The organism is Micromonospora pallida (assembly GCF_900090325.1).
Taxonomy (GTDB): domain Bacteria; phylum Actinomycetota; class Actinomycetes; order Mycobacteriales; family Micromonosporaceae; genus Micromonospora; species Micromonospora pallida.
Map to the genome: position 1 here is coordinate 2,327,927 of NZ_FMHW01000002.1, position 21,407 is coordinate 2,349,333.

Genomic DNA, 21,407 nt, shown 5'->3' on the forward strand with positions numbered 1-21,407 from the left:
AGCTAACCTACTAATCAGATAGGGAAGCTTGACTATTTCGTCGGGGCCCGGACGACGGGCGACCACGGGGGACACCCACCCGCGCCCGCCGGCCCCGCAGGACCCGTGACCGAGCCGAACTGACGAGGACACCACCGTGATTCGCATCGAAGGTCTGCGGAAGACCTTCCACACCCGGGGCGGCCCGGTCATCGCCGTGGACGGCGTCGACCTGACCGTCACCGAAGGCGAGGTGTTCGGCGTGGTCGGGCGCAGCGGCGCGGGCAAGAGTACCCTGCTGCGCTGCGTCAACCTGCTGGAACGTCCCGACGAGGGTCGGGTGACCGTCGCCGGGGTGGAGCTGACCGGGCTACGGGAGAACCAGCTCCGACGCGTCCGGCAGGACATCGGCATGATCCACCAGCACTTCGCCCTGCTGCACTCCCGGACCGCCGCCGGCAACGTGAGCTTCGCCCTGGAGGTGATGGGCGTGCCGCGCCGGGACCGGGCCGCCCGGGTCGAGGAACTGCTCGACCTGGTCGGTCTCGCCGACCGCGCGGACGCGTACCCGGCGCAGCTCTCCGGCGGCCAGAAGCAGCGGGTGGGCATCGCCCGGGCCCTCGCCAGCCGCCCCCGGGTGCTGCTCTCCGACGAGGCGACCTCGGCGCTCGACCCGGACACCACCGGAGCCATCCTGGAGCTGCTGCGTGACCTCACCAAGCGGCTCGGCCTGACCATCCTGCTGATCACACACGAGATGGACGTGGTGAAACGGCTCTGCGACGCCGTGGCGATCATGCAGGAGGGCCGGTTCGTCGAGTCGGGGCCGGTCGCCGAGCTGATCGGCCGCCCCGACTCCCGCCTGGCCCGGGACCTCTTCCCGCTGGGCCCGGTGCCGACCATGCCCGACCACGCCCTGTTCGACGTGACCCTGACCGGACAGACCGACGACGGGTCCGTGGTGTCCGACCTGGCCCGCCGGCACGACCTGGACGTCCGCATCGTCGCCGGCGCCGTCGAGCAGCTCGCCGCCACCCGGGCAGGCCGGCTGCGCATCGCGCTCCCCCAGGCGGCGCCGACACTGGCCGCCGCGCTGGACGACCTGCGCGGGGCCGGGCTCACCGTGGAGGCCGCCCGATGATCGCCCCGGACCTGATCGACCTGCTCCGGCAGGGACTCGCCGAGACCGCCTACATGGTCGGTGTCGCCACCCTGCTCTCCGGCGTCGGTGGGCTGCTGGTCGGCGTCCTGCTGGTCCTCACCGACCGGGACAACCTGCTGGCGGCTCCCCCGGTGAACGCGCTGCTCGGCCTGGTCGTCAACGTCGGACGATCCCTGCCATTCATCATCCTGCTGGTGGCGATCATCCCGTTCACCCGGGCCGTGACCGGCACCACCATCGGCACCACCGCCGCCATCGTCCCGTTGACGGTCAGCGCCATCCCGTTCTACGCCCGGATCGTCGAGACCTCGATCCGGGAGGTCGGCCGGGACGTGGTGAACGCGGCCCGGGCGATGGGCGCCTCGCGCTGGCAGATCATCGTCAAGGTCCTGCTCCGCGAGGCCAGGCCCGGCCTGGTGGCCGGGTTGACCATCACGGTCGTCGCGCTCGTCGGGTACTCCGCGATGGCCGGCGTGGTGGGCGGCGGTGGCCTCGGCGACCTCGCCCTGCGTTACGGCTACCAGCGGTTCGAGGACGACGTGATGATCGGCACCGTCGTGCTGCTGATCGTGCTGGTGCAGGCCGTCCAGATGCTCGGTGACCGGATCGCCCGGCACCTGTCCCACCGATAGTCACCCACGCCACACCGCCGTGGACGACAAGAAGAAAGGCGCCACCGTGCGACGCACCATCCCTACGCTGATCGCGACCACCGCCCTCGTCCTGGGCCTCGCCGCCTGCGGCTCCGGCGCGGAGGACACCGGCACCTCGACACCCACCGACGCCGCGCTCAAGGTCGGCGTCAGCCCGGTGCCGCACGGCGAGATCCTCACCTACGTCAAGGACAACCTGGCGGAGAAGGCCGGGCTGAAGCTGGAGATCGTGGAGTTCACCGACTACGTGCAGCCCAACCGGGCGCTCGCGGACGGCCAACTCGACGCGAACTACTTCCAGCACGTCCCGTACCTGGACGAGGAGAAGGCCGCCAAGGGCTACAAGTTCACCGCCCTGAAGCCGGTCCACATCGAGCCGCTCGGGGTGTACTCGAAGAAGGTCGACAGCCTCGCCGACCTGCCGAACAAGGGCGTCGTCGCCATCCCGAACGACCCGTCCAACTCGGGCCGGGCGCTCAACCTGCTCGCGGCCAACGGCGTGATCACGCTCAAGGACGGCGCCGGCGTGAAGGCCACCACCCGGGACATCGTCGACAACCCGAAGCAGTTGGAGTTCCGGGAGCTGGAGGCGGCGCAGCTGCCCCGCAGCCTGGACGACACCGCGGCGTCGGTGATCAACGGCAACTACGCCATCGACGCCGGCCTCACCCCGGCCACCGACGCCCTCGCGCTGGAGAAGGGTGCGGACAACCCGTACGCCAACCTGGTCGTGGTGCGCGACGGCGGCGACAGCGACCCCCGGGTGCAGAAGCTGGAGGAGCTGCTGCACTCGCCCGAGGTGAAGACGTTCATCGAGGGCAAGTACAAGGGCTCGGTGGTGGCCGCCTTCTGAGCCCCCCGCGCGCAGCCCACCAGGTGACGACCCGGTGGGCTGCGCCGGACCGGTCCTAGCCAGCGGCCTTGGCGACGACGCGGTCCATCTCGTCGCGACCGTAGGCCCGCATGGTCGCGGTACGGACGTTGCCCGCCCCGCCGAGCTTCAGGAGCGCTGCGGCGGCGGTTTCGTCGTCGGGCGCCTCGACGACGGCCACGAGGTCGTATGGACCGACGGTCCAGTAGAGGTTCAGGAGATTCGCCCCGACATTCTGTGTCCCTGCGGCGAAGGCCTCGGCGCGCCTCACGGTGTCCTTGTAGTTTCGGATCCCCTGATCGGTCCAGTTCAGCAACGCGACGTACGTCGGCATGGTCCTTCACCTCCATGAAGAGACCTCATCGTAAGGTCAATTCCGGGGCATAAGGCCCCAAATATGCCGACCTGGTCGAATCCCTGGCTCCACTGTGCCGCCGCCGGGTGGGTCACGGTTCGATCGGGCGGACCCGCTCGCCGTACCGCTCCTGGAGGGCCTCGTTGTGCGCGTCGCCCTGGGCCAGGTTCGCCGAGATGTAGACCGGCAGGTCGAGGCCCCGGTCCAGGAGCCGACGGCAGACCAGCTCGGTGAGCATCTGGGCGATGAACACCCCGGTGAGCGACGACACCGCCCCGATCCGAACTCCCGGGCTGATCTCCAGTGCCGCGTCCCCGGCGGGGGCGAGGTTGTCGATCACCACATCCGCCAGGTCGGCCAGGTGCTGGCCCCGGGTCGTACGTGCTCCGGCGGAGCGGGTGTGGGTGAGCGAGGTGACGGCGATGATCGGGTGCCCCCGGTCCCGGGCCAGCGTCGCCATCTCGACCACGGCGGCGTTGATGCCGGAGTTGGACACGATCAGGAACGGGTCGTGCGCGGCGGGCGCGGCGAGCTTGTAGATCCGCTCGGCCAGACCGGACTCACGCTCGTACGTCGGGTCGAGGATCGGCTTCGGGTCGGCGCCGCCGAACATCACGAGGTCCTTGACCGCCAGCATGCCGACGGGGGCGAGGCCACCGGCCCGCGCCGCGAGTTCGAGGGTGACGATCCGCGAGTGGCCGGTCCCGAAGGCCTGCAACACACCCCCGGCGGCGATCGCGTCGGCGACGAGCGTGGCCGCCGACTCGATGGCCGCGAGCTGGGTGGCGAGGACCTGGTCGAGCGCGGTCCGGGCGATGGCGGCGTAGGCGGGTTCAGACACTGTTCCTCCTGGAACGGTCACGGTCGCGGGCAGCCTCGAGGGCCACTTCGACGGCGGTTTCGACGACGATCTCGCCGCTGCCGGCGCTGACCGGGCTGGCGAAGGTTTCGTAGCAGGGTGGGGTGTCGCGGGCGGGCAGGTAGCCGAGGTAGCCGTTCGTGTAGCCGAGGACCACGACGTCGCCCGCCGTGGCGCGGATCGCCTCCCCCAGCTCCAGGAACAGTTCGCCGGGCACGCCGACGAGCGTGACGCCGTCGAGGTCGACCGCCGCTACCTCGACCTCGTACGGTTCGCTGCGCTGGCGGGCGGCCTGTTCCCGCGCGATCCGCAGCCCCTGGTGTAGGACCTGGCGGATGCGCCCGTCCCGGACCTCGGGAATCGGGCGCGCGGACGCGTCGAGTTCCGCCGGCTGTTTGGGCCGCAGTCGCACGCACCGCGAGACCGGCGGACGCACCGGGGCCGCCGGACGGTCCTCGACGGGTGACGGCGGGGGCACGAACCGGTCGGCCACCAGGGCGCCCAGCCGGCCCACCTCGGGCGGGCCGTGGCCCTGACGGGTGTGCCGGGTACTGATGTCGCCGGCGGCACCGGTGGCGACGACCACCCACCGGTCGGGCGCGGACAACGCGCGACGGATCCCCCCGGTCAGGTCCGCGCTGACGTGGTTGTTGGCGGCGGGGAGGATGGTCGGGTGGACCGGGGAGACCACGATCAGGCCGACCACGTCGGTGCCCACGGTGACCGCGATCGTGTCGACGGGGATGTCCATCGGTGGCGAGTCCACGACGTTGCGGCGACCCGCGAGCCCGGAGACCAGGCTGCGGGTGGCGGCGAGCCGGGCTGGGCGCTCGGTCGCCACGGCCCGGCGCGCGGCCGCGAGCGACGCGGCCACGAGGCGGTCGCCGAGGTGCTGTGGGGTGGCCCCGCCGCCGGGGGCGCAACCCGCCTCGGGGCTCGCGTGGGTGTGCGTGGCCGCGACCCAGCAGGACGACACGCCGACGCCCCGCACGGCGGCCCGGATCCGCTCGACGATATCGGCGTTCACACAGATCAGGTCCACGACCACCAGCGCGAACCGGTGATCGTCGTCGGCGACGGTCACCACGTGCACCTCGAGCGGGTCGAGGACGTCCTGAACTCCCTCGGAGCGGTCGACGTATCCACCCATCGGTTCGCCGGGCACGACCGCGAGGTGCGCCGTCCCGTGTCCGACCCTCATGCGGCACCGCCCGGATCCTGGTGTGCCAGCAGGCGGGCGTAGGGCCCGGTGCCGTCCAGCAGCGTGGGCCCGCCGTCGAGCGGCTCCGCCCGGGGAGCGACCAGCGGCAGCCCCCGGGCGGCGAGTTCCGCCGACAGCGCCCGGTGCAGGACGTTTCCCGGGGCCAGGAGCCGCCCGCTGTACGACACCCGGCGCTCCGTCCCGTCGAGGTGTAGTCGCGCGGTCGCCGCCTGCGCCGCGTCCGCGAGATCGGTCGCCGCCCCGGCGCAGATCCGGCTGGCGACCGGGTCGGCCCGGTCGGCGGCGTCGAGGACGTCGCGGGCGAAGGACGCGGTCCGGGGAACCAGCTCCGGGTCCCGGTAGTAGCGCTGGAGCGCGGCCAGGTCACTGCCACCGAGCGCCGCGACGAGGCGGTCGACCAGCACGGTTTCCGGCCCGACCCGGTCGTGCGCGGCGGTGGCGGCACGCATCCCGGCCAGCCCGATGGCGTACGCGCTGCCCCGGTCGCCGAGATGTGGACCCCACCCGTCCAGCCGGGCGTGGGTGCCGTCGGCGGCCACCGCCAGGACCGTCGTCCCGGTGCCGACGCACAGGACCACACCGGCACCGCCGAGGGCGCCGGCGTGGGCGAGGAGGCTGTCCTCCACGACCACGGCCGGACCGCCGAGGAGCCCGGTGAGGGCACGGGCGAGACGTCGACGCTCGGCGTTCTCGCCCGGTACGCCGGTCAGACCGGCGACCACACCGGCCACCCGCTCGGGACGGGAGATGGTGGCCGCGGCGTCGCGGACCGCGGCCATGATCCGCTCGACGCCGTCCTCGTGGGGCCGGTAGGAGAAGCCGGGCCCGACCCCGAGCTGACGGCCCGCAGGCGTGCGCAGCAGCATCCTGAGCTGCGACTTCCCGCCGTCGATGGTGATCGTATTGGTCATTTCGACATCCCGGCGGTCAGGCCCGCGACGATCTGCCTGGTGGCCAGCGCGAACACCACGGCCAGCGGGACCAGCGCGATCACGAGTCCGGCGAACAGGGTGCCGCGGTCGGCGGCGAACTCGCCGAAGAACCGGGTCAGCCCGACGGGGATGGTGTACTTCTCGCTGCTGCGCAGCAGCACCAGCGGATAGAAGAAGTCGTTCCAGGTCGGCGCGAACTGGAAGACGGTCACCACCGCGAGCGCCGGACGCATCAGGGGCAGCACGATCGACACGAACAGGCGTCCCTCGTGCGCGCCGTCGATCCGCGCGGCCTCCTCCAGTTCCCCGGGGAGTCCCCGCATGAAGCCCATGATCACGAAGACGGAGAACGGGACGCCGCTCGCCGCGTAGAGCAGCACCAGCCCGATCCGGCTGTCGATCAGGTTCATCGACTGGAACATGTAGAACACCGGCAGCAGGCCGAGCTTCGCCGGGATCATCAGGCCCGACAGGAAGAACGCCGCCAGCAGGGCGCGTCCCCGGAACCGCCACCGGGCCAGGGCGTAGGCGGCCAGCGCCGACACGCCGACGCACAGCACCACCGAGGCGGCCGTGACCGCCAGCGAGTTGAGGAAGTACGTCGAGATCGACGCGGTCTCCCAGGCGCGGGTGTAGTTGCTGACGTCGAACGAGCTGGGCAGCCCGACGGGCGCGCGGAGGATATCCGCGTTGGACCGGAACGAACCGATCAGCACCAGCAGCAGCGGGCCGAAGGCGACTCCCGCGTACGCCCAGAGCACGACCTGGACGCCGATGCCACGGGCCAGCGACCGGGGGCGGGCGACGCCCGGACGCGGGGAGCCGCCGGTGGCCGCCGAGGTGGGGCGAGGGGTGGTCAGCAGGGCACTCACGTGACCTCCCGGCGGCGGAGCACCCGCTCCAGGGCGACGGAGACCCCGAAGATGAGCACGAAGATGAGCATGGCCAACGCCGAGGACTCTCCGATCGCGTTGCTGCCGCCCTGGAAGGCGGTCCGGTAGTAGAGGAGGCCCAGCACGTCCATGGCGCCGCCGGGTCCGCCGTCGGATCCGCCCAGCGCGTAGACGAGGTCGAAGATGTTGAAGCAGCCGATGAAGGTCAGCACGGTGATCACCCCGACCGCCGGCATCAGCAGGGGGAAGCGGACGCTCCAGAAGGTCCGGGTGGCCGACGCGCCGTCCATGGCGGCCGCCTCCTCCAGCTCGCGCGGGACACCGGCCAGGGCGGCGCCGAAGATGAGCATCGGACCGCCGACCCACTGCCAGGCGTTGACCAGGATCAGCACCGGCAGTGCGGTGTCCGGCTCACCGAGCCACGGACGCGCCCACGAATCCAGGCCGACCCCTCTGAGCACGACGTTGATCGGGCCGAAGGTGGGGCTGAGCAGGAGCGACCAGATGTAGCCGACGATCAGCGGGCTGATCAGGTAGGGAAGCGAGAAGAGGGTCTGGAACAACCGCTTGCCCCGGGGACTGCGGTGCAGGAGCACGGCCAGGCCCAACCCGACGGTGTTCTGGATGGCCATGGTGCCGACGAAGAAGAGCACGTTGTGTCCGAGCGCGGCGGAGATCTGGTCGCTGAGCGGATAGCGGGTGAGGATCTCCTGGTAGTTGCCGAACCCGGCGAACTCCCCCTGGCGGGTGCCCTCCCAGCGGAAGAACCCGTAGTAGAAGGCGGTGAGCAGGGGCACCACGAGGAAAAGGCCGTAGAGGGTGAAGGCCGGCAGGCAGAACGCCGCGATCCACCCCGGCGCGGTCCGTCCCGCCTGGCGGCGTCGCCGCCGGGCGGGACGGACGGTCAGTTCTTGGGCCGGAACCACTGGTCGACCCCTCGCTGGATGTGTCCGGCCGCGTCGGCGGCGGTGCGTCGACCGAGCAGGTAGTCGGAGAACGCCGCCGAGGCGAGGTCCCACGCCGTGGGCGTGCCACCGGAGAAGTACGCGTAGGTGACGTACGGGCTCGGGTTCTCCTGGTACGCCTTCAGCGCCTGGGCCAGGAGCTCGTCCTTGGGCTGGACGCCGGGCACCGCCGAGATCTGCCGCAGTTCGTCGGAGTACGCCCGGCCGAACTCCTCCGACGCCATCCACCGCACCAGGTCCAGCGCCGCCTCGCGCTTGGCGGACTTCGCCGAGACCCCGAAGGACCCGTCGACGTAGCCGGGGACGAGGGTCTTGTCGACCGGCGCGCCGGGGGCGGGCGGCACGTTGAAGATGCCCATCTTCAGGTCGGGGTTGGCCTTCTGGAACACGGCGAGCTCCCAGATGCCGCCGGGGAACATCGCGGCCCGGCCGGAGGTGAAGAGCGCCTGCGCGTCGGCGTAGCTCATCCCGGACGACTGCGGCGCCCAGTACTTGTCGGTGCTCTTCCAGGTTTCGAGCGACGTCACCCAGGGCGCGTCGGTGAACTTCGCCCCGCCGGTGAGCATCTTGTCGAGGTAGTCGTGCCCGCCGTACGTGGTGGCCCCGAAGATCTCGTGCTGGATCGGCAGCATCCAGGTGTCGGTGACCGTGCTCGCCAGCGGGATGACCTTGGCGGCCTTGAGCTTGTCGAACGCCGCGATCATGTCCGCCCAGGTGGTGGGGGCGGTGATGCCGTTGTCCGCGAAGAGCTTCTGGTTGTAGATCACGTGCAGGGTCTGGAGGGCGAACGGGACGCCGTAGACCTTCTCGTCACTCTCGCCCCGGGCGCCGTCGAGGACCGGCTCCGGGAAGCCGCCCAACTCCTTGACGTCGTCGAGGGGGACCAGGCCACCGGCGGCGACCAGCGGCTGGAGCAGACCGTAGGAGCGCAACTGCGCTACGTCGGGGCCGTTGTCGTCGGTCAGCCCGGTCTTGAGGATCGTGTCGTACTCGGTGTTCTTGTAGGGGACGTACTCGACTGTCACGCCGGGGTTGGCGTCCTCGTAGATCTGGAAGATCTTGTTGTACGCGGCGACGTCCTCCTGCCGCCATCCCCAGACCTTCAGGTTGACGGCGTCGTCGCCGTCCCCGCTGCTGGGTGCGCATCCGGCGAGGGTGACGGTGAGCATCGCCGCCGCTCCCCACACACCATACTTCCTGGTCATCACGTCTCCGATCGTCGTCGCGACCACCCCGTCAGAGCGTCGGGGAGCTCGACTGTAATACTGGTATAGACCGGCGGTCAACGGGTGGCTCGGCCTCCCCCGAGGTGAGACGAACTGCCCGTACGATGGCGTCAACAGCGGGGAAGGGAGAACGGGGTCGTGCCAAGGACGCGACACGAGCCGAGCGACGGAGCGCTCGAATCGTTGCTGGCGGAGCAGAACCGCGGCAAGGGCAAGCACATCACCGACGTGCTCACCGCCCTGGTCCTGGACTCACGAGACGGTGCGCTGCTCCCCTCCGAACGGGTCCTCGCCGAGCGGTTCGCGGTGGCCCGGATGACCGTCCGGGGCGCCATCGACGCGCTGGAGAGCAAGGGGATGGTGCGGCGGGTGCCCGGACGCGGCACCTTCGTGCAGCACCCGACCCTGACCCACTCGGAGATCTTCCGCTCCTTCAGCGAGGACATGCGGATGCGCGGCATGACGCCGGGCGCCAAGAGCTACCGTGGCCGTACCCGCCCGGCCACCCGCACCGTCGCCGCCAACCTCGACATCGCGCCCGGCGAGCCGACCCACTACATCGAGCGGATCCGTACCGCCGACGGGATCCCGATGGCCCTGGAACGGACCAACCTCGCCGCCGCGCGCTTCCCCACCCTGCTCGACGTGCTGGGACGCGACGACTCGCTCTACGAGGTCCTGGGCCGCGCCTTCGGGGTGCGGCTCGAGTCCGCCCGGCAGATCGTCACCATCGCGCGGTTGACCGCCACCGAGGCGAAGCGACTCGAGGTCACCGAGGACACCCCGGCCTTCCTGATCGAGCGCATCTCCGTCGACAACATGGGCAAGGTCGTGGAGTACGGGCGGTCGCTCTACCGGGGAGATCGGTACGCCATCCAGATGCACGTCAGCCCCCCGCCTCAGGGCGGCTGACGCGCATCCGGCTGGTACGGCTACCGCAGTCCGGCGAAGTAGTGCTTCTGGATCTCCGCCGCTGTCAGCGCGCGATCGTAGATCGCCGCCTCGTCGAGGTCACCCTGGAGCCGCTGGAAGGTGTCGTCCCCACGGCCACCGAGCTTGACGCTCGCCGTGCCGCTGCCCGGGGCGACCGTCGTCGCGACGCTGTTGTCCGCCACGCCGTCGAGGTACACGGTCAGTCGCGACCCGTCGAACACGGCGGCGACGTGGTGCCACCGGTCCGGCGTCATCCGGGTACGACCAGACACCACGCCGTGTCCCTGGCCGGGAGCGCCGAGCGTCCACGCCTGCACGACACCGTTGTCCGCCCGCAGGACGTACCCGTTGGTCGCCGGCGTGTGGTAGCTCTCGATGATCGCCTGCCCGGGCGTGGGCACGATCAGGTCGAGCTTGACCCACGCCTCCAACGTGAACGGTCCGGTCAGGTTGGTCCGCGGGCCCCGGGGCACGTCGACGTAGCCGTCCTTGAGGTCGGCCGCGCCGTTGCCGGCGAGCACACCCTCGACACCCGGCTCGGCGCCCAGGTAGGTACCGTTTCGACCGCTGGTGGAACTGTCGACGGCGGTCCGGGAACCCGCCGCGTCGCCCAGCCTCCAGTAGCCGGCCGGGTCGGCCCCGGTCACGAACTCCGGATAGCTGCCGTCGCCCACGATGATCGGCAACGACAGGCTCACCGGCGCCGCCCCGTCCTTCTGGAACGTCACCGTCACCTGGTGCCGGTCCTCCGCGGCGTCGGCCGGGACGGTGACGGCGACCGGCACGCTCGTGACGATGGTCCGCCCGTCCGGTCGGGCGCGGAGCACCTGCGTCACCGGGGTGATGGTCCAGCCGTCCGGGCCGCTGGCGGTGACCCGGCCACTCACCTCGTCCTCGGCGAACACCTCGAGCGCGACCTGGAACTGCTTGGTCTTCCCGGGGGCGATGAGCGCGCCCGACGGCTCGAGCGAGATCCGACCACGGAGCACGTCGGCGTAGTGCGGGACGATCTCGTACACGCGCGGCGCGACGCTGCCGGGCGTCCACTGGATCCGTACCGCGCTGGCCGCCAGGTCCTTGGCGGGCACCTTGGTGAACCCCTCGGCGAGCGGCCCGAGGTCCACCCAGTTGCCGTCGACGAGTGCCTGGATCACGCCGTCCGCCGGGGTGGTCGCGTCCTGTACCACCGTCACCGCCGACAGCCGGTGCGGCTTGGTGATCGGGACCGTGATGGCGTCCCCGGCCTGTGGCGCGCCGGCGGCGACGTACGCCGTGTCGTCACGCCGGTCGGTCAGCAGACCCAGCCCGGACCCGGCAGCGGCGGCCGGCGCACCGGTGGGGGCACCGAGGTCGCCGAACCAGCGGTCGCCGACGTACGCGTCGTTCTGGGCCGCCGCGAAGCTGAGCAGGTCGTCGACCGGCCCGGGACTGATCTGGTGCCACGTGCGGTCGAGGATGCCACGGGCGGCGGCCTGGTCGCGCCGGGCCAGCCAGGCGGCTTCGCTGGCGCCCTTGTCCTGGGCCCGGAGGATGCGGACGGCCGCCCGGCCTGCCTGGCCGGTCACACCGACCCGGTCCAGCCAGGGCCCGATCTGCTGGAGCAGGAGCGGGTTGTCGAGCTTCGCCCGGAGCGCGGCGGGAAGTTCCTCGAGGCGGCGCAGCTCGTTGTCGACCCGGTCGAGCTGGGCGGTCACCGGTCGGCCCGCCCGGTAGTCGGCGATGAGCTTGTTGATGAGCGTGGCGAACTCCGGCCGCGCGGTCTGGTCGAGGACGCTGGCCCGGTTGTTGTCGGCGAAGAGCCGCAGTTCGTCGTACGCGTCGCCGCCGAGCGTCTGCAACGTACGCGTCCACGAGCGGTCCGCGTCGTAGGCCCCCGGGTTCCAGGCGTAGTCGGCCTGGGTGCCGAGCGGGATCTGCGAGGCCTCCTGGAAGGTGACGAGCCCGTTGAAGGAGATACCGATGACCTTGTCCGCCATGCCGGCGTCGCGGTTCTGGAGGGGGCCCACCAGCAGCCGGTTGGGGCTGTAGTCGTTGACCGGGTAGTTGTCCCAGAGCATGATCCGGTGCCGTGACCACACGTCCTGAGCGGCCCGGAGGTCCTCCTCGGTGATGCTCGCCGGGACCACGGCCGGACCCGTCCAGTAGAGGTCGACGTCGGTGCTCAGCAGCTCGTCGAAGCGGTTGGTGTACGCCGTCTTCGTCATGCCCCAGTACTCCGTCGGCACGGTGACCATGCGACTGGCCCCGGGGCGCTTCTCGATGAACTCCTTCTGCACGAAGTTGGTGACCTCGGCCTGGGCCACCGCGAGCGGCGACGAGTCGCCTCCGTAGGCGTCCCGGTCCTCCTGACAGGCGAAGTTGCCCGACACATCGTCCCAGGCGATGACGTAGCTCCGGACGCCGATCTCCCACATCTGCTCGAAGCGGGCGAGCAGCTTGGCCCGGTCCGTGTCGCGTACGTGGCAGATCCCCTTGCTGGGCGCCATCGGCGCCTCCGGTGAGATCCGGTACACGAAGTCGACGTGGCGCGCCTTCGCCAGGTCGAGGATCTCCTTCAACCGGGCCAGCTCCGCCGCGTCGTACAGCGAGTCCCAGTTCGACCCGGTGCGCAGGTCGTCCGCCGGCCCGTAGAAGAACTGGTTCATCTTGTGCCGGGCCAGGAACTCGATCTGCGAGCGCCGGTCCTCCTGCGACCAGACCGCCCCGTAGAAGGACTCCATGCCACCACGGATCTTGTACCCCGGCCAGTCGCGGATCTGTACGCCGTCGACGGCGACCCGGGAACCCTTCCGTTCGAGCAGTTGACGCAGCGACTGGACGGCGTAGAACGTGCCGGCGCCATCCTTCCCGGACAGCACGATCCGCTGCCGGTCGCTTCCGTCGCGACCGGCCGCCAGCACGTACCCCTCACCGGGCAGTGCCTCCGGTCCGGTGACGCCGAGGGCACGCAGCGCGTCCGCGCTTGCCGACGTCTCCCCCGGCCCACCCAGAACAATGATCGGGCCGCGGGCCGACAGGTCGCTGTCGGGGACGACCCGGGCGGTGACGCCGTGCTCGGAGAGCAGTTCCACCAGTGACGTCCGCGCCGCCGGGTCGGCGGCCTCGCCCGCTACCACGTCGACGGCACCGGGCAGCAGCACGGTTCCCGGGCGCGGGTCGATCTGCTGCGGCACCGGAAGGATCCGCGCCGCGCCGGCAGGGGCCGGTCGCTCGGCACCGGCCGGCAGCGGGCTCAGCACACCTACGACGAGCGTGGCCGATACGGCGAATGTGACAGCGCGGTGACGACCACCGCGAAAAGAGCGTGCCAGTAACACGCGACCTCCACTTGCCGGTCCAAATCAGTGTCTTCTGCCGGTGGGGTGCCGGCGCGGAGCGCGGTGGTGTGGCCACCGCAGATGGCTGACCTACGCAAGATCCGCCAATCCGGTCGGGTCAGCGGGAGCGGGGATCGGCCATCGAGGCCCGGGGGCCTGGCGGGGTTCTGAGTATTGGTCTATGCCAGTAACGAGAATCCCTCCCGTGCCTGGATACGTCAAGACCACACCGACGAAACCGATGATCACCGAGCCGCCTGCCGCACCCACGCCGAGCCCCGACCGCCCCCGATTTTCCCTGCTCAAGTGGGTTCATGGGGATCAACCACCCGGCCTGAAATACTGGTCTATGCCTGTCCTCACCCTGACGCACCGCGCATGGCCCGCTGCCTGCGGTGACCTTCACGGCGGTCTTCGCGCCGCGCACGGGGAGCCCCGGACAGCACACGGTCCGCGCCGGAATTCCGGCGCGGACCGTGGGTGTCCAGTTCGTGTCCGAGGCCAAATGGCCGGGAGCACGAACCTGGGGGTGACTAACAGACGGGGACGCCCGGTAGTTGTGACGCCGGGTGGTCGATGTAGATGTTGGTGATGAAGCCGTTCTGGTCCCGCAGCTTCGACCACCAGTTGTTGGTGTAGCCCTCGGCGGAGACCCAGTCACCCTGCTTCTGGCACAGCACGTAGACCAGGGTGGGCCCAGCCAGGGTGCCCACGGTCGGGGAGGAGAGGTACGCGTCGCTGCGGATCCGAACACCGGAACCCCAGGTCCAGAACGCGGTGCCGCCACCGCCACCGCACCCGTTGTCGCTGGTCAGGTACTTCTGGTGGTACGAGCCGGGGTACGGCGCGAGCGAGGCTCCGTTGATCCGGATGGTCTGGCCGACGCCGTTGTAGAGCTGCTCGTAGTGGATGTGCGCGCCGGAGGAGTTGCCGGTGCTGCCGGTGGTGCCGATCTGCTGCCCCGTGTTCACCCACACGCCGCTGCCGACGGAGTACGCGGCGAGGTGGAAGTAGTAGGTCTTCCAGCCGCCGCCGTGGTCGATGACGATGTAGTTGCCGGCGCCGCCGGACTGGTAGTGGCGGGTAGCGGTGCCGGGGGCGGAGGCGAGCACGGGGGTGCCGGCGGTGCCGCCCCCGTCGGCACGGACGAAGTCGAGGGCCAGGCGCACCTCGGCGCTGTGGTGGCTGTACGTCCACCGCTGGCCGCAGGGATAGGGCGCCTTGAAGTTCGGGGCCGCCTGGGCGGGTGCGGCGACGAAGAGGATGGCGGTCAGCGCGGTGGCGAGCGCGGCCACGAGCGTGACGACAGATCTGATTGATCGCACAGTTCATCCTTGAGGGGCCGGTGATAGAACTCTGTCGATGCGCACGCAGTACCGAGATCGTAGGCACGATATCGATCAATGTAAATAAGCAGCGAGACTGCCTACCCGGTCAGCACCGACCGTGCCTCCGCCCGGTGGACCGGCATGTCGTAGTGGAAACCGGCGGCCTCCAGCCGGGCCAGCGCCGCCTGGATCAACTCCGTCTTCGGCCCGATGAACATGCGCAGGTAGGGCAGGGGCGTGTCGATGGACGCCGGGTAGGGCCACGGCCAGGCGGGCGCCAGCAGCACGCCGGTGGCCGCGAAGCAGTCCCGCCGGAACCGCTCCACGCCGTCCGGGATCGGGGCGTACTCCCGGGGCACCGCCAGCATCAGGTACGAGCTGCACTCGCCGAGGTGGACCGCGCCGGCCGGGTAACCCAGCCGGCCGGTGAGGAACTCGCCGATCAGCGCCCGCCGCTGCTGGTAGGTCACCCGCTGCCGGGCCAGGAACTCCCCGCTCGCGGGATCAGCCAACCAGCGGGCCATGGCCTGCTGGTAACCGCCCCCGTACATCAGGCAGTTGTGGAGGCGGTACCGGTTGACCAGCAGGTCCAGCGTCTCCGGATCGGCGACCATGGCCCCGATCCCCCACCCGTTGCAGTGGAACTGCTTGCCGAGCGAACGGACCATCAGCCAGCGGCGACGCGCGGCCGGGGGCAGGTCGGCCAACTGCTCCAGCAGCACCGCCAGCGCGGAGGTCGGCACCGTCCCCTCGTCGTGCACCGCGTAGTAGGCGTCGTCGACGAGGATCCCGGCGCCACGCCCGGCCGCCTTCCGGATGGAGGACGCCACAAACTCCGGAGCCCAGTTGACCGCCGTCGGATTGTGCTGGGCGTTGACGATCAGCAGCGCCAGCCGCTCGTCCGGGCGCGCGTCGATCTCCGCCAGCAGCGCGTCCAGATCGTCCTCGGACGGGGCGAACCCACGCTCCGGCCGTAACTGGTGGTACCGGACCCGGTAGCCGAGCGCCTCGTACACCCCCTGGTAGTCCCAGCTCGGGCCGGCCGCGACCACCACCGGCGTACGGCGGTCGCCCTCGTCCTGGTCGCGCAGCAGGCGCCCGAAGTCGAACATCGCGGAGCGGGTGCCGGTCCAGGTGACGGCGACCTCGAAGTCCCGGCCTGCGACGCTGTCGACCGGAAGCCGGTGCTCACGTTGGATCCCGTCCCGCACCTGCCGTCGCAGGACGGGCAACCCGTAGAGGGAGAGTTGGTACCCGTGGGTGTGCGGTGGCTCGGCCGTCAGGTGCCCGACCAGGCCCGGCGCCACCTGACTCCAGGTCTCGCCGAAGCTCAGACAGATCGGGTCGCCGTGCCGGCTCCCCGTCCTCAGGTAGTCGACCAGCAGGCCCACGTCCGGCATCCGGCTGGGCAGGAGGTCGTCGTCGAGCAGGGTACGGAGGGTGTCAACTGTCAGCATCGTTGCTCCAGTCCACGGCGGGCCCGAGCGCTGTCCATTGTGGACAGATGGGTCGGGCGGGGCGACACAAGCTAGCCGCAGCCTCTCGAGCCTGACTCGTCTCCCGCTCCACCGGGGCCGCGGCCGACCGGCACCGGTGACCACGCCGCCAGCGGGGCGGGGCCACCCACGGACAGCCCCGCGCTACCCTCGCCCGGTGCCCCGACTGATCGTGCTCAACGGGCCGCCGGGTTGCGGCAAGTCGACGCTGGCCCGCAGGTACGCCGACGACCACCCGCTCACCCTCGACCTCGACGTCGACCGCGTCCGGGACCTCATCGGCCAGTGGCGGGACCATCCGGGGCCCGCCGGGCTCCTCGCCCGGGCCGTCGCGCTCGCCGGGGCCCGGACCCACCTGGCCGCCGGTCACGACGTGATCGTCCCGCAGTTCCTCGGTCGGACGGAGTTCATCGAACAGGCCGAGCGGCTGGCGACTGAGGTCGACGCCACCTTCCACGAGATCGCTCTGCTGGACACCCGGGAGAACGCGCTTCGGCGGTTCACGGAACGCGGCCGGAGCACCGGCGACCCGGCGCACCTCGACGCGGAGCGGATGCTCGACCGACACGGCGGTCCCGCCGAGCTGGCGGCGATGTACGACCGGTTGCTGGCCGTGGTCTCTGCCCGGCCGGCGACCCGGATCGTGCGCAGCGTGGTGGGCGAGGTGGAGCAGACCTACCGCGACCTCCTGGCCTGCCTCGAGTAGCCGCGCTCCGCCCGCCAGCGCCCCCGGGGCCGCCTCCCGGGCCGCCGGGATCTGGGACCGATCGTTCGGTCAACGTGACCGACCGTCCTAACCGGACGGACGTCCGGAGGAACAGTCGCAGGTGCCCCACCCGGCCAGCCCGGGCGTCGGCGGCGGGGCCGAACCCCACAGCCTGGCCGGGTCGGCACTGTGTCGATTTGTAAACAGCGTACGGAACTTCCGTGGTGTTACGTTTCCGCGCATGCCGCGCGAGTTCTTCCCCCGTAGCGCCTCGTACGACCGGGACTGGATCGAGCAGCACTCGGTGGGCGAGAACGTGCTGCACTTCACGGAGTCGCTCAGCCAGGTGATGGAACTGCGGCCCGGGATGCGGATCCTGGACCTCGGCTGTGGCCACGCGCTCAGCTCGATCTTCCTGGCCCGCGAGTTCGGGGTACGCGTATGGGCGGTCGACTTCGGCGTCGACCCCGGCGCGAACCAACTCCGGATCGAGGAGTTCGGCTGCGGCGAACTGGTCCGACCGCTACGCGCGGACGTGCGGGCGCTGCCGCTGCCGCACGACTTCTTCGACGCGGCCGTCGCCGTCGACTCCTACCGGTACTTCGGCACCGACCAGCGTTTCCTCAGCAGTCTGGTGCGGCACCTGCGTCCCGACGGCCTGCTCGGCATCGTCGACGCCTGCACGAGCCGGGAGATCTCCACCGCCGAGGACCTCAAGCCCGCCCTGCGCCAGGAGTGGCTCGACGGTAGCTGGTACCTGGCACACACCATCGACTGGTGGCGCCAGCACCTGACCCGGACCGGTCTGCTCGAGGTCACGCTCGCCGAACTGTTGCCGGGCAGCGACGCGATTCGCACCCGGTACCTCGACCGCTTCCGGGACGACCCGGAGGAATCGGACATGGTGACCTTCATGGAGGCCGAGGCGGGCGACCTCACCGGTTCGTTCCGGCTGACCGCGCGACGGACCGGCCGCGTGGCACCGCTCGAGGACGAGGGCGAGATCCCGTACTGACCATTCCCCCGGCGCCGCGCGGGACGCGTCGACTCGAGGCCGAGCGGCGCAGGCGACCGGGCGGGCGTCAGTCTGGTCTGGCCGCGATCGCGCCGTCGACGGTGCGCAGGATCAGGCGCAGCACCTCGTGCCGGGAGGCGCCGGTCTCGGCAAGATAGGCCCACCCGGCGTACAGCTGGGACCAGACGATGCTCTGCACCCAACCCGCCGGCAACTCCGGGTCGATGCTGCCGTCGCGGTGGCCGCGCTCGACCAGCGCGGTGAACTCCGGGTCGCATCCCGTGAACCCGCCGGCGGTCGGGTCGGCGCAGAGTTCCGGCTCACTGAAGATCAGCGAGAGCAGGTCCCCAAGGTCGAAGTACTCCTGGCAGAGCCGGCGTACGCCCGAGGCGCCGGTGCCCTCGGCCGTGCGCGCCTGGGCAGTCGCGCGGGCCAGCCGGGCGACCGCCTCGGCGCCGACCGCCGTCAGCAGGTCGGCCCGCTCGGCGAAGTACCGGTGCAGGGTGGTCCGCCCCACGTCGGCGGCGGCGGCGATGTCGCCCAGGGACGCGGCGGGGTTGCGCCCCAGCACCTCGATCGCCGCGTCGACGATGGCCTGGCGGGTCCGGGCCCGGCTGCCGGAAACCTGCGCGTCTGTCACGGAGGAAGGATATCAACGAGCCTTTCCGGAATAACGGTTGACTGTTATGGAACACATATGTTCCATTCAGGGTATGGAATCATCCAACCGGGCGCTCCCCCGGCTGCGTACGCTCACCTCGTTCCTCGCCCCGTACCGACGCACGATGCTCCTCGGCCTCGGGTTGGGCCTCGCCGCGAACGCGGCCGGACTCGCCACTCCGATGGTCACCAAGTGGGTCCTGGACACCCTCGGCGCCGGCGGGTCGATGGCCCGTCCGATCGGGGTGCTGCTGCTGCTCGTCGTCCTCGGCGCGGCGGTCGGGCTGTGGCAGTGGCGACTGCTCGGGACGCTGGCCGAGCACATCGTGCTCGACGCGCGGACCGCGATCGTCCGGCACTACTTCCGGGCCCGGGTCGGTGACCTGCAACGCCGGCCCACCGGCGAGCTGGTCACCCGGGCCACCTCCGACACCCAGTTGCTGCGCGAGGCGTCCAGCAGCATCGTCGGTCTGGTCAACGCCGGCATCGCCCTGGTCGGCACGCTGGTGCTGATGGGGGTGCTGGACCTGTTCCTGCTGGGCTGCACCATCGCGGCCGTGCTGGTGGTCGCGGCGGTGATGGGCGCCCTCATGCCGCGCATCGCGGCAGCGCAGACCGCCGCGCAGGAGTCCATGGGCCGGCTCGGGGGCGCGCTGGAGGGGGCGCTGCGCGCGGTCCGCACGGTCAAGGCCAGCCGCGCCGAGGCCCGGGTGACCGAGCGGATCGTCGCTGACGCCCGGCAGGTGGCGACGCACAGCGTCCGGTCGGCGGTGGTGACCGCGTCGGTCTGGACGATCGCCTGGACGGGCATCCAGCTCGCGGTGATCGTGATCCTCGGCGTCGGCGCCTGGCGGGCCCAGCGTGACCTGCTGGAGATCTCCAGCCTGATCGCCTTCCTGCTCTACGTGTTCCAGTTGATGGGCCCGATCACCGAGCTGACCCAGAACACCACGGCGTTGCAGGCCGGCATCGCCGCGGCCGGACGGATCCGCGAGGTCGAGAGCATGGCCGTCGAGCCGGCGGCCCCGGCCACCACCGCGACGGCCCGTCCGGCCACTCCGGATCCTGACCAGCCGGTACTGGAGTTCCGCCGGGTCACCGCCCGGTACGGGCCGGACGCGCCCCCGGCGGTACGCGAGGTCGACCTGGTCGTCCCCCGGCGCGGGCACACCGCGATCGTGGGTCCGTCGGGAGCCGGCAAGACCACGCTCTTCTCGCTCGTTCTGCGCTTCCTCGAACCCGAGCACGGGCAGTTGCTCCTCGACGGCCGCCCGTACGCCACATACGGGCACGACGAGGTGCGGTCCCGGCTCGCGTACGTGGAGCAGGAGACGCCGGTGGTGCCCGGCACCATCCGCGACAACCTGCGGTTCACCCATCCGGACGCGTCCGACGAGGAGATCCGGGCGGTGCTGCGGGCGGTGCGCTTGGACGAGAAGGTCGACTCGCTTCCGGAGGGCCTGGACACCCTGTTGTCGTCGACGGAGGTCTCCGGCGGACAGCGCCAGCGCATCGCACTGGCCCGCGCCATGCTGCGTACCCCCGACGTCCTGCTCCTCGACGAGGCGACCGCACAGGTCGACGGGCTCACCGAGGCGGCGCTACAGGAGTGCGTTCGGCAGCGGGCGGCGGTCGGCGCCGTGGTGACCATCGCGCACCGGCTCTCCACGGTGCTCGACGCCGACCGCATCGTGGTGATGGAGAACGGCCGGATCCGGACCCAGGGCACCCACGCGGAGCTGCTGGCCAGCGACGACCTCTACCGCAGGCTGGTCGAGGCGCTGCGCATCGCGGCCGAGGAGCCGGTGGCGGTGGGCGCGTAGACCGAGCGAAGCGGGGCCGGCGGGGGTCAGCGTCGGGCACACCCGATGGGGCCGGCGGCGGCGAGGACCGGTGCGAGCGCCTCGTCGTGGTGGAGGATCGCGGCCTCAAGCCGCCGCAGGGCCGGCCCCGGGTCCGCGCCAAGCTGCTCGGCGAGCGTCCGACGGGCCCGCCGCAGCACGGCGAGCGCGTCACCTTGCCGGCCGGCGCGGTAGAGCGCGGTCGCCAGCAGCTCCCACCCCCGCTCCCGCAGGGGCTCCTCGACCACCAGCGCCGCCAGCTCACCGAGCAGGGCGGCGTGGTGACCGGCCTGGAGCAGGGCCGTCAACCGCAGCTCGATCGCGGTGGCACGGGCCGCCTCCAGCCGGGTCACCGCCGGCAGAACGAAGGGCGCGTCGCCGAGATCGGCGAAGGCGGGCCCCCGCCAGAGGGCCAGCCCCGCGTCGAGGGTGGCCGCCGCCTCGACCGGCCGCCCCCGGTCGAGCAGCGCCCCACCCCGGTCCACCAGCGCCGTGAACCGCTCCGCGTCGACCCGGCCCGGGGGCAGGCGGATCGCATAGCCGGTGCCCGCCCGGACGAGCACGTCACCCTGGCGGGCCGCGTGCTCCGGTTCCAGCGCGCGGCGCAGGCCGGCGACGTACCCGTAGAGCGTGGCGCGACTGGCGACCGGGCCGCCGTCGCCCCAGACCAGTTCCCGCAACCGTTCCACCGGCAGCATCCGGCCCCGGGCGACAAGCAGGGCCGCCAGCACCATCCGCTGCCGGCGGCCGCCGAGCGCCACCGGTCGGCCGGCACGCATGGCCCCGATCGGCCCGAGTACGCACAGGTCGAGCTCCGTCACCGGTGTCATCCCCTCCCCCACCGCCATCCCCCTCCGGACAGGTGCCGGCGTCGACCGACCACGACGGTTCCCCTGTCGATCACAGAAGACGCCCTTGGTCGCCGGGAAGGTTGGGGCCGGACAAGTCGGGTAGCCGACTGTCCGGACGGCTTCCCAGACGGATCCCAGATCCG

The 21,407-nt window shown here is 71.3% G+C and carries 18 protein-coding genes and 1 pseudogene; 7 read left to right on the forward strand and 12 right to left on the reverse strand.

Features of this window, described 5'->3' with window-relative positions; translation table 11 throughout:
• The first annotated feature begins 136 nt into the window (after window positions 1-136).
• From GA0074692_RS10100 to GA0074692_RS10110, 3 genes are read left to right on the forward strand one after another with little or no spacing between them, the layout of a single operon-like run.
• Window positions 137-1,120, forward strand: a complete 984-nt coding sequence (locus GA0074692_RS10100) for a methionine ABC transporter ATP-binding protein (RefSeq protein ID WP_091642291.1) — start codon at window positions 137-139, stop codon at window positions 1,118-1,120.
• Window positions 1,117-1,773, forward strand: coding sequence for a methionine ABC transporter permease (locus GA0074692_RS10105; protein WP_176738371.1), 657 nt, complete (start codon window positions 1,117-1,119; stop codon window positions 1,771-1,773). The genes GA0074692_RS10100 and GA0074692_RS10105 overlap by 4 nt, the downstream gene beginning before the upstream one ends.
• 46 nt (window positions 1,774-1,819) lie before the next feature.
• The gene (locus tag GA0074692_RS10110; RefSeq protein ID WP_091653177.1) at window positions 1,820-2,647 is read left to right on the forward strand and encodes a MetQ/NlpA family ABC transporter substrate-binding protein; all 828 of its coding nucleotides are present in this window, start codon (window positions 1,820-1,822) and stop codon (window positions 2,645-2,647) included.
• A 55-nt stretch (window positions 2,648-2,702) separates the two neighbouring features.
• On the opposite strand, the gene GA0074692_RS10115 is transcribed toward GA0074692_RS10110, so the two are convergent.
• The 7 genes from GA0074692_RS10115 to GA0074692_RS10145 all read right to left on the reverse strand — a co-directional run bounded on the left by GA0074692_RS10115 (window position 2,703) and on the right by GA0074692_RS10145 (window position 9,096).
• A complete protein-coding gene (locus GA0074692_RS10115; protein ID WP_091642294.1) occupies window positions 2,703-2,999 on the reverse strand; it encodes a GYD domain-containing protein in 297 nt (98 codons plus the stop codon).
• Window positions 3,000-3,111: 112 nt separating this feature from the next.
• Window positions 3,112-3,861 (reverse strand): sugar isomerase domain-containing protein, encoded by a 750-nt coding sequence (locus tag GA0074692_RS10120; RefSeq protein ID WP_091642299.1) that lies wholly within the window; start codon window positions 3,859-3,861, stop codon window positions 3,112-3,114.
• Window positions 3,854-5,080, reverse strand: a complete 1,227-nt coding sequence (locus GA0074692_RS10125; RefSeq protein ID WP_091642302.1) for a hypothetical protein — start codon at window positions 5,078-5,080, stop codon at window positions 3,854-3,856. The genes GA0074692_RS10120 and GA0074692_RS10125 overlap by 8 nt, the downstream gene beginning before the upstream one ends.
• Window positions 5,077-6,012, reverse strand: coding sequence for an N-acetylglucosamine kinase (locus GA0074692_RS10130; protein WP_091642305.1), 936 nt, complete (start codon window positions 6,010-6,012; stop codon window positions 5,077-5,079). The genes GA0074692_RS10125 and GA0074692_RS10130 overlap by 4 nt, the downstream gene beginning before the upstream one ends.
• Window positions 6,009-6,905 (reverse strand): carbohydrate ABC transporter permease, encoded by an 897-nt coding sequence (locus tag GA0074692_RS10135; RefSeq protein ID WP_245730258.1) that lies wholly within the window; start codon window positions 6,903-6,905, stop codon window positions 6,009-6,011. Before GA0074692_RS10135 ends, GA0074692_RS10130 begins: the two co-directional genes overlap by 4 nt.
• Window positions 6,902-7,852 (reverse strand): carbohydrate ABC transporter permease, encoded by a 951-nt coding sequence (locus tag GA0074692_RS10140; RefSeq protein WP_245730259.1) that lies wholly within the window; start codon window positions 7,850-7,852, stop codon window positions 6,902-6,904. The genes GA0074692_RS10135 and GA0074692_RS10140 overlap by 4 nt, the downstream gene beginning before the upstream one ends.
• Window positions 7,831-9,096, reverse strand: coding sequence for an ABC transporter substrate-binding protein (locus GA0074692_RS10145; protein WP_141725221.1), 1,266 nt, complete (start codon window positions 9,094-9,096; stop codon window positions 7,831-7,833). Before GA0074692_RS10145 ends, GA0074692_RS10140 begins: the two co-directional genes overlap by 22 nt.
• A gap of 159 nt (window positions 9,097-9,255) precedes the next feature.
• Here GA0074692_RS10145 and GA0074692_RS10150 point away from each other — a divergent pair, with 159 nt between their 5' ends.
• On the forward strand, window positions 9,256-10,029 hold the full coding sequence (locus tag GA0074692_RS10150) for a GntR family transcriptional regulator (RefSeq protein ID WP_091642311.1): 774 nt from the start codon (window positions 9,256-9,258) through the stop codon (window positions 10,027-10,029).
• Between the two features lie 20 nt (window positions 10,030-10,049).
• Here GA0074692_RS10150 and GA0074692_RS10155 read toward each other — a convergent pair whose 3' ends face one another.
• The 3 genes and pseudogenes from GA0074692_RS10155 to GA0074692_RS10165 form a co-directional block, all read right to left on the reverse strand.
• Complete coding sequence (locus tag GA0074692_RS10155) at window positions 10,050-13,289, reverse strand: beta-N-acetylglucosaminidase domain-containing protein (RefSeq protein ID WP_176738372.1); 3,240 nt, start codon at window positions 13,287-13,289, stop codon at window positions 10,050-10,052.
• Window positions 13,290-14,020: 731 nt separating this feature from the next.
• Window positions 14,021-14,662: pseudogene (locus tag GA0074692_RS35880) on the reverse strand (M23 family metallopeptidase); the annotation flags it as partial.
• Window positions 14,663-14,793: 131 nt separating this feature from the next.
• Window positions 14,794-16,152 (reverse strand): aminotransferase class I/II-fold pyridoxal phosphate-dependent enzyme, encoded by a 1,359-nt coding sequence (locus GA0074692_RS10165; protein ID WP_091642320.1) that lies wholly within the window; start codon window positions 16,150-16,152, stop codon window positions 14,794-14,796.
• Between the two features lie 196 nt (window positions 16,153-16,348).
• On the opposite strand from GA0074692_RS10165, the gene GA0074692_RS10170 reads away from it, so the two are divergent.
• Window positions 16,349-16,897 carry an AAA family ATPase gene (locus GA0074692_RS10170; RefSeq protein WP_091642322.1) on the forward strand — a complete coding sequence of 183 codons (549 nt, stop codon included), beginning with the start codon at window positions 16,349-16,351 and terminating at the stop codon, window positions 16,895-16,897.
• Between the two features lie 241 nt (window positions 16,898-17,138).
• On the forward strand, window positions 17,139-17,912 hold the full coding sequence (locus GA0074692_RS10175; RefSeq protein WP_091642325.1) for an SAM-dependent methyltransferase: 774 nt from the start codon (window positions 17,139-17,141) through the stop codon (window positions 17,910-17,912).
• Window positions 17,913-17,979: 67 nt separating this feature from the next.
• Here the strand turns inward: GA0074692_RS10175 and GA0074692_RS10180 are convergent, their stop codons facing one another.
• Window positions 17,980-18,552: a TetR/AcrR family transcriptional regulator gene (locus GA0074692_RS10180; protein ID WP_091642328.1), complete on the reverse strand. Its 573-nt coding sequence runs from the start codon at window positions 18,550-18,552 to the stop codon at window positions 17,980-17,982.
• A 73-nt stretch (window positions 18,553-18,625) separates the two neighbouring features.
• Here GA0074692_RS10180 and GA0074692_RS10185 point away from each other — a divergent pair, with 73 nt between their 5' ends.
• On the forward strand, window positions 18,626-20,395 hold the full coding sequence (locus GA0074692_RS10185; protein ID WP_245730260.1) for an ABC transporter ATP-binding protein: 1,770 nt from the start codon (window positions 18,626-18,628) through the stop codon (window positions 20,393-20,395).
• Between the two features lie 26 nt (window positions 20,396-20,421).
• Here the strand turns inward: GA0074692_RS10185 and GA0074692_RS10190 are convergent, their stop codons facing one another.
• On the reverse strand, window positions 20,422-21,234 hold the full coding sequence (locus tag GA0074692_RS10190; protein WP_176738373.1) for an AfsR/SARP family transcriptional regulator: 813 nt from the start codon (window positions 21,232-21,234) through the stop codon (window positions 20,422-20,424).
• Window positions 21,235-21,407 lie beyond the last annotated feature (173 nt).

What these genes read in the sequence shown, in the direction of transcription:
- GA0074692_RS10105 (WP_176738371.1), top strand. Translation starts at nt 1,117, where the DNA reads ATGATCGCCCCGGACCTGATCGACCTGCTCCGGCAGGGACTCGCCGAG.
- GA0074692_RS10115 (WP_091642294.1), bottom strand. Translation starts at nt 2,999, where the DNA reads ATGCCGACGTACGTCGCGTTGCTGAACTGGACCGATCAGGGGATCCGA.
- GA0074692_RS10125 (WP_091642302.1), bottom strand. Translation starts at nt 5,080, where the DNA reads ATGAGGGTCGGACACGGGACGGCGCACCTCGCGGTCGTGCCCGGCGAA.
- GA0074692_RS10130 (WP_091642305.1), bottom strand. Translation starts at nt 6,012, where the DNA reads ATGACCAATACGATCACCATCGACGGCGGGAAGTCGCAGCTCAGGATG.
- GA0074692_RS10145 (WP_141725221.1), bottom strand. Translation starts at nt 9,096, where the DNA reads ATGACCAGGAAGTATGGTGTGTGGGGAGCGGCGGCGATGCTCACCGTC.
- GA0074692_RS10165 (WP_091642320.1), bottom strand. Translation starts at nt 16,152, where the DNA reads ATGCTGACAGTTGACACCCTCCGTACCCTGCTCGACGACGACCTCCTG.
- GA0074692_RS10175 (WP_091642325.1), top strand. Translation starts at nt 17,139, where the DNA reads ATGCCGCGCGAGTTCTTCCCCCGTAGCGCCTCGTACGACCGGGACTGG.
- GA0074692_RS10185 (WP_245730260.1), top strand. Translation starts at nt 18,626, where the DNA reads ATGGAATCATCCAACCGGGCGCTCCCCCGGCTGCGTACGCTCACCTCG.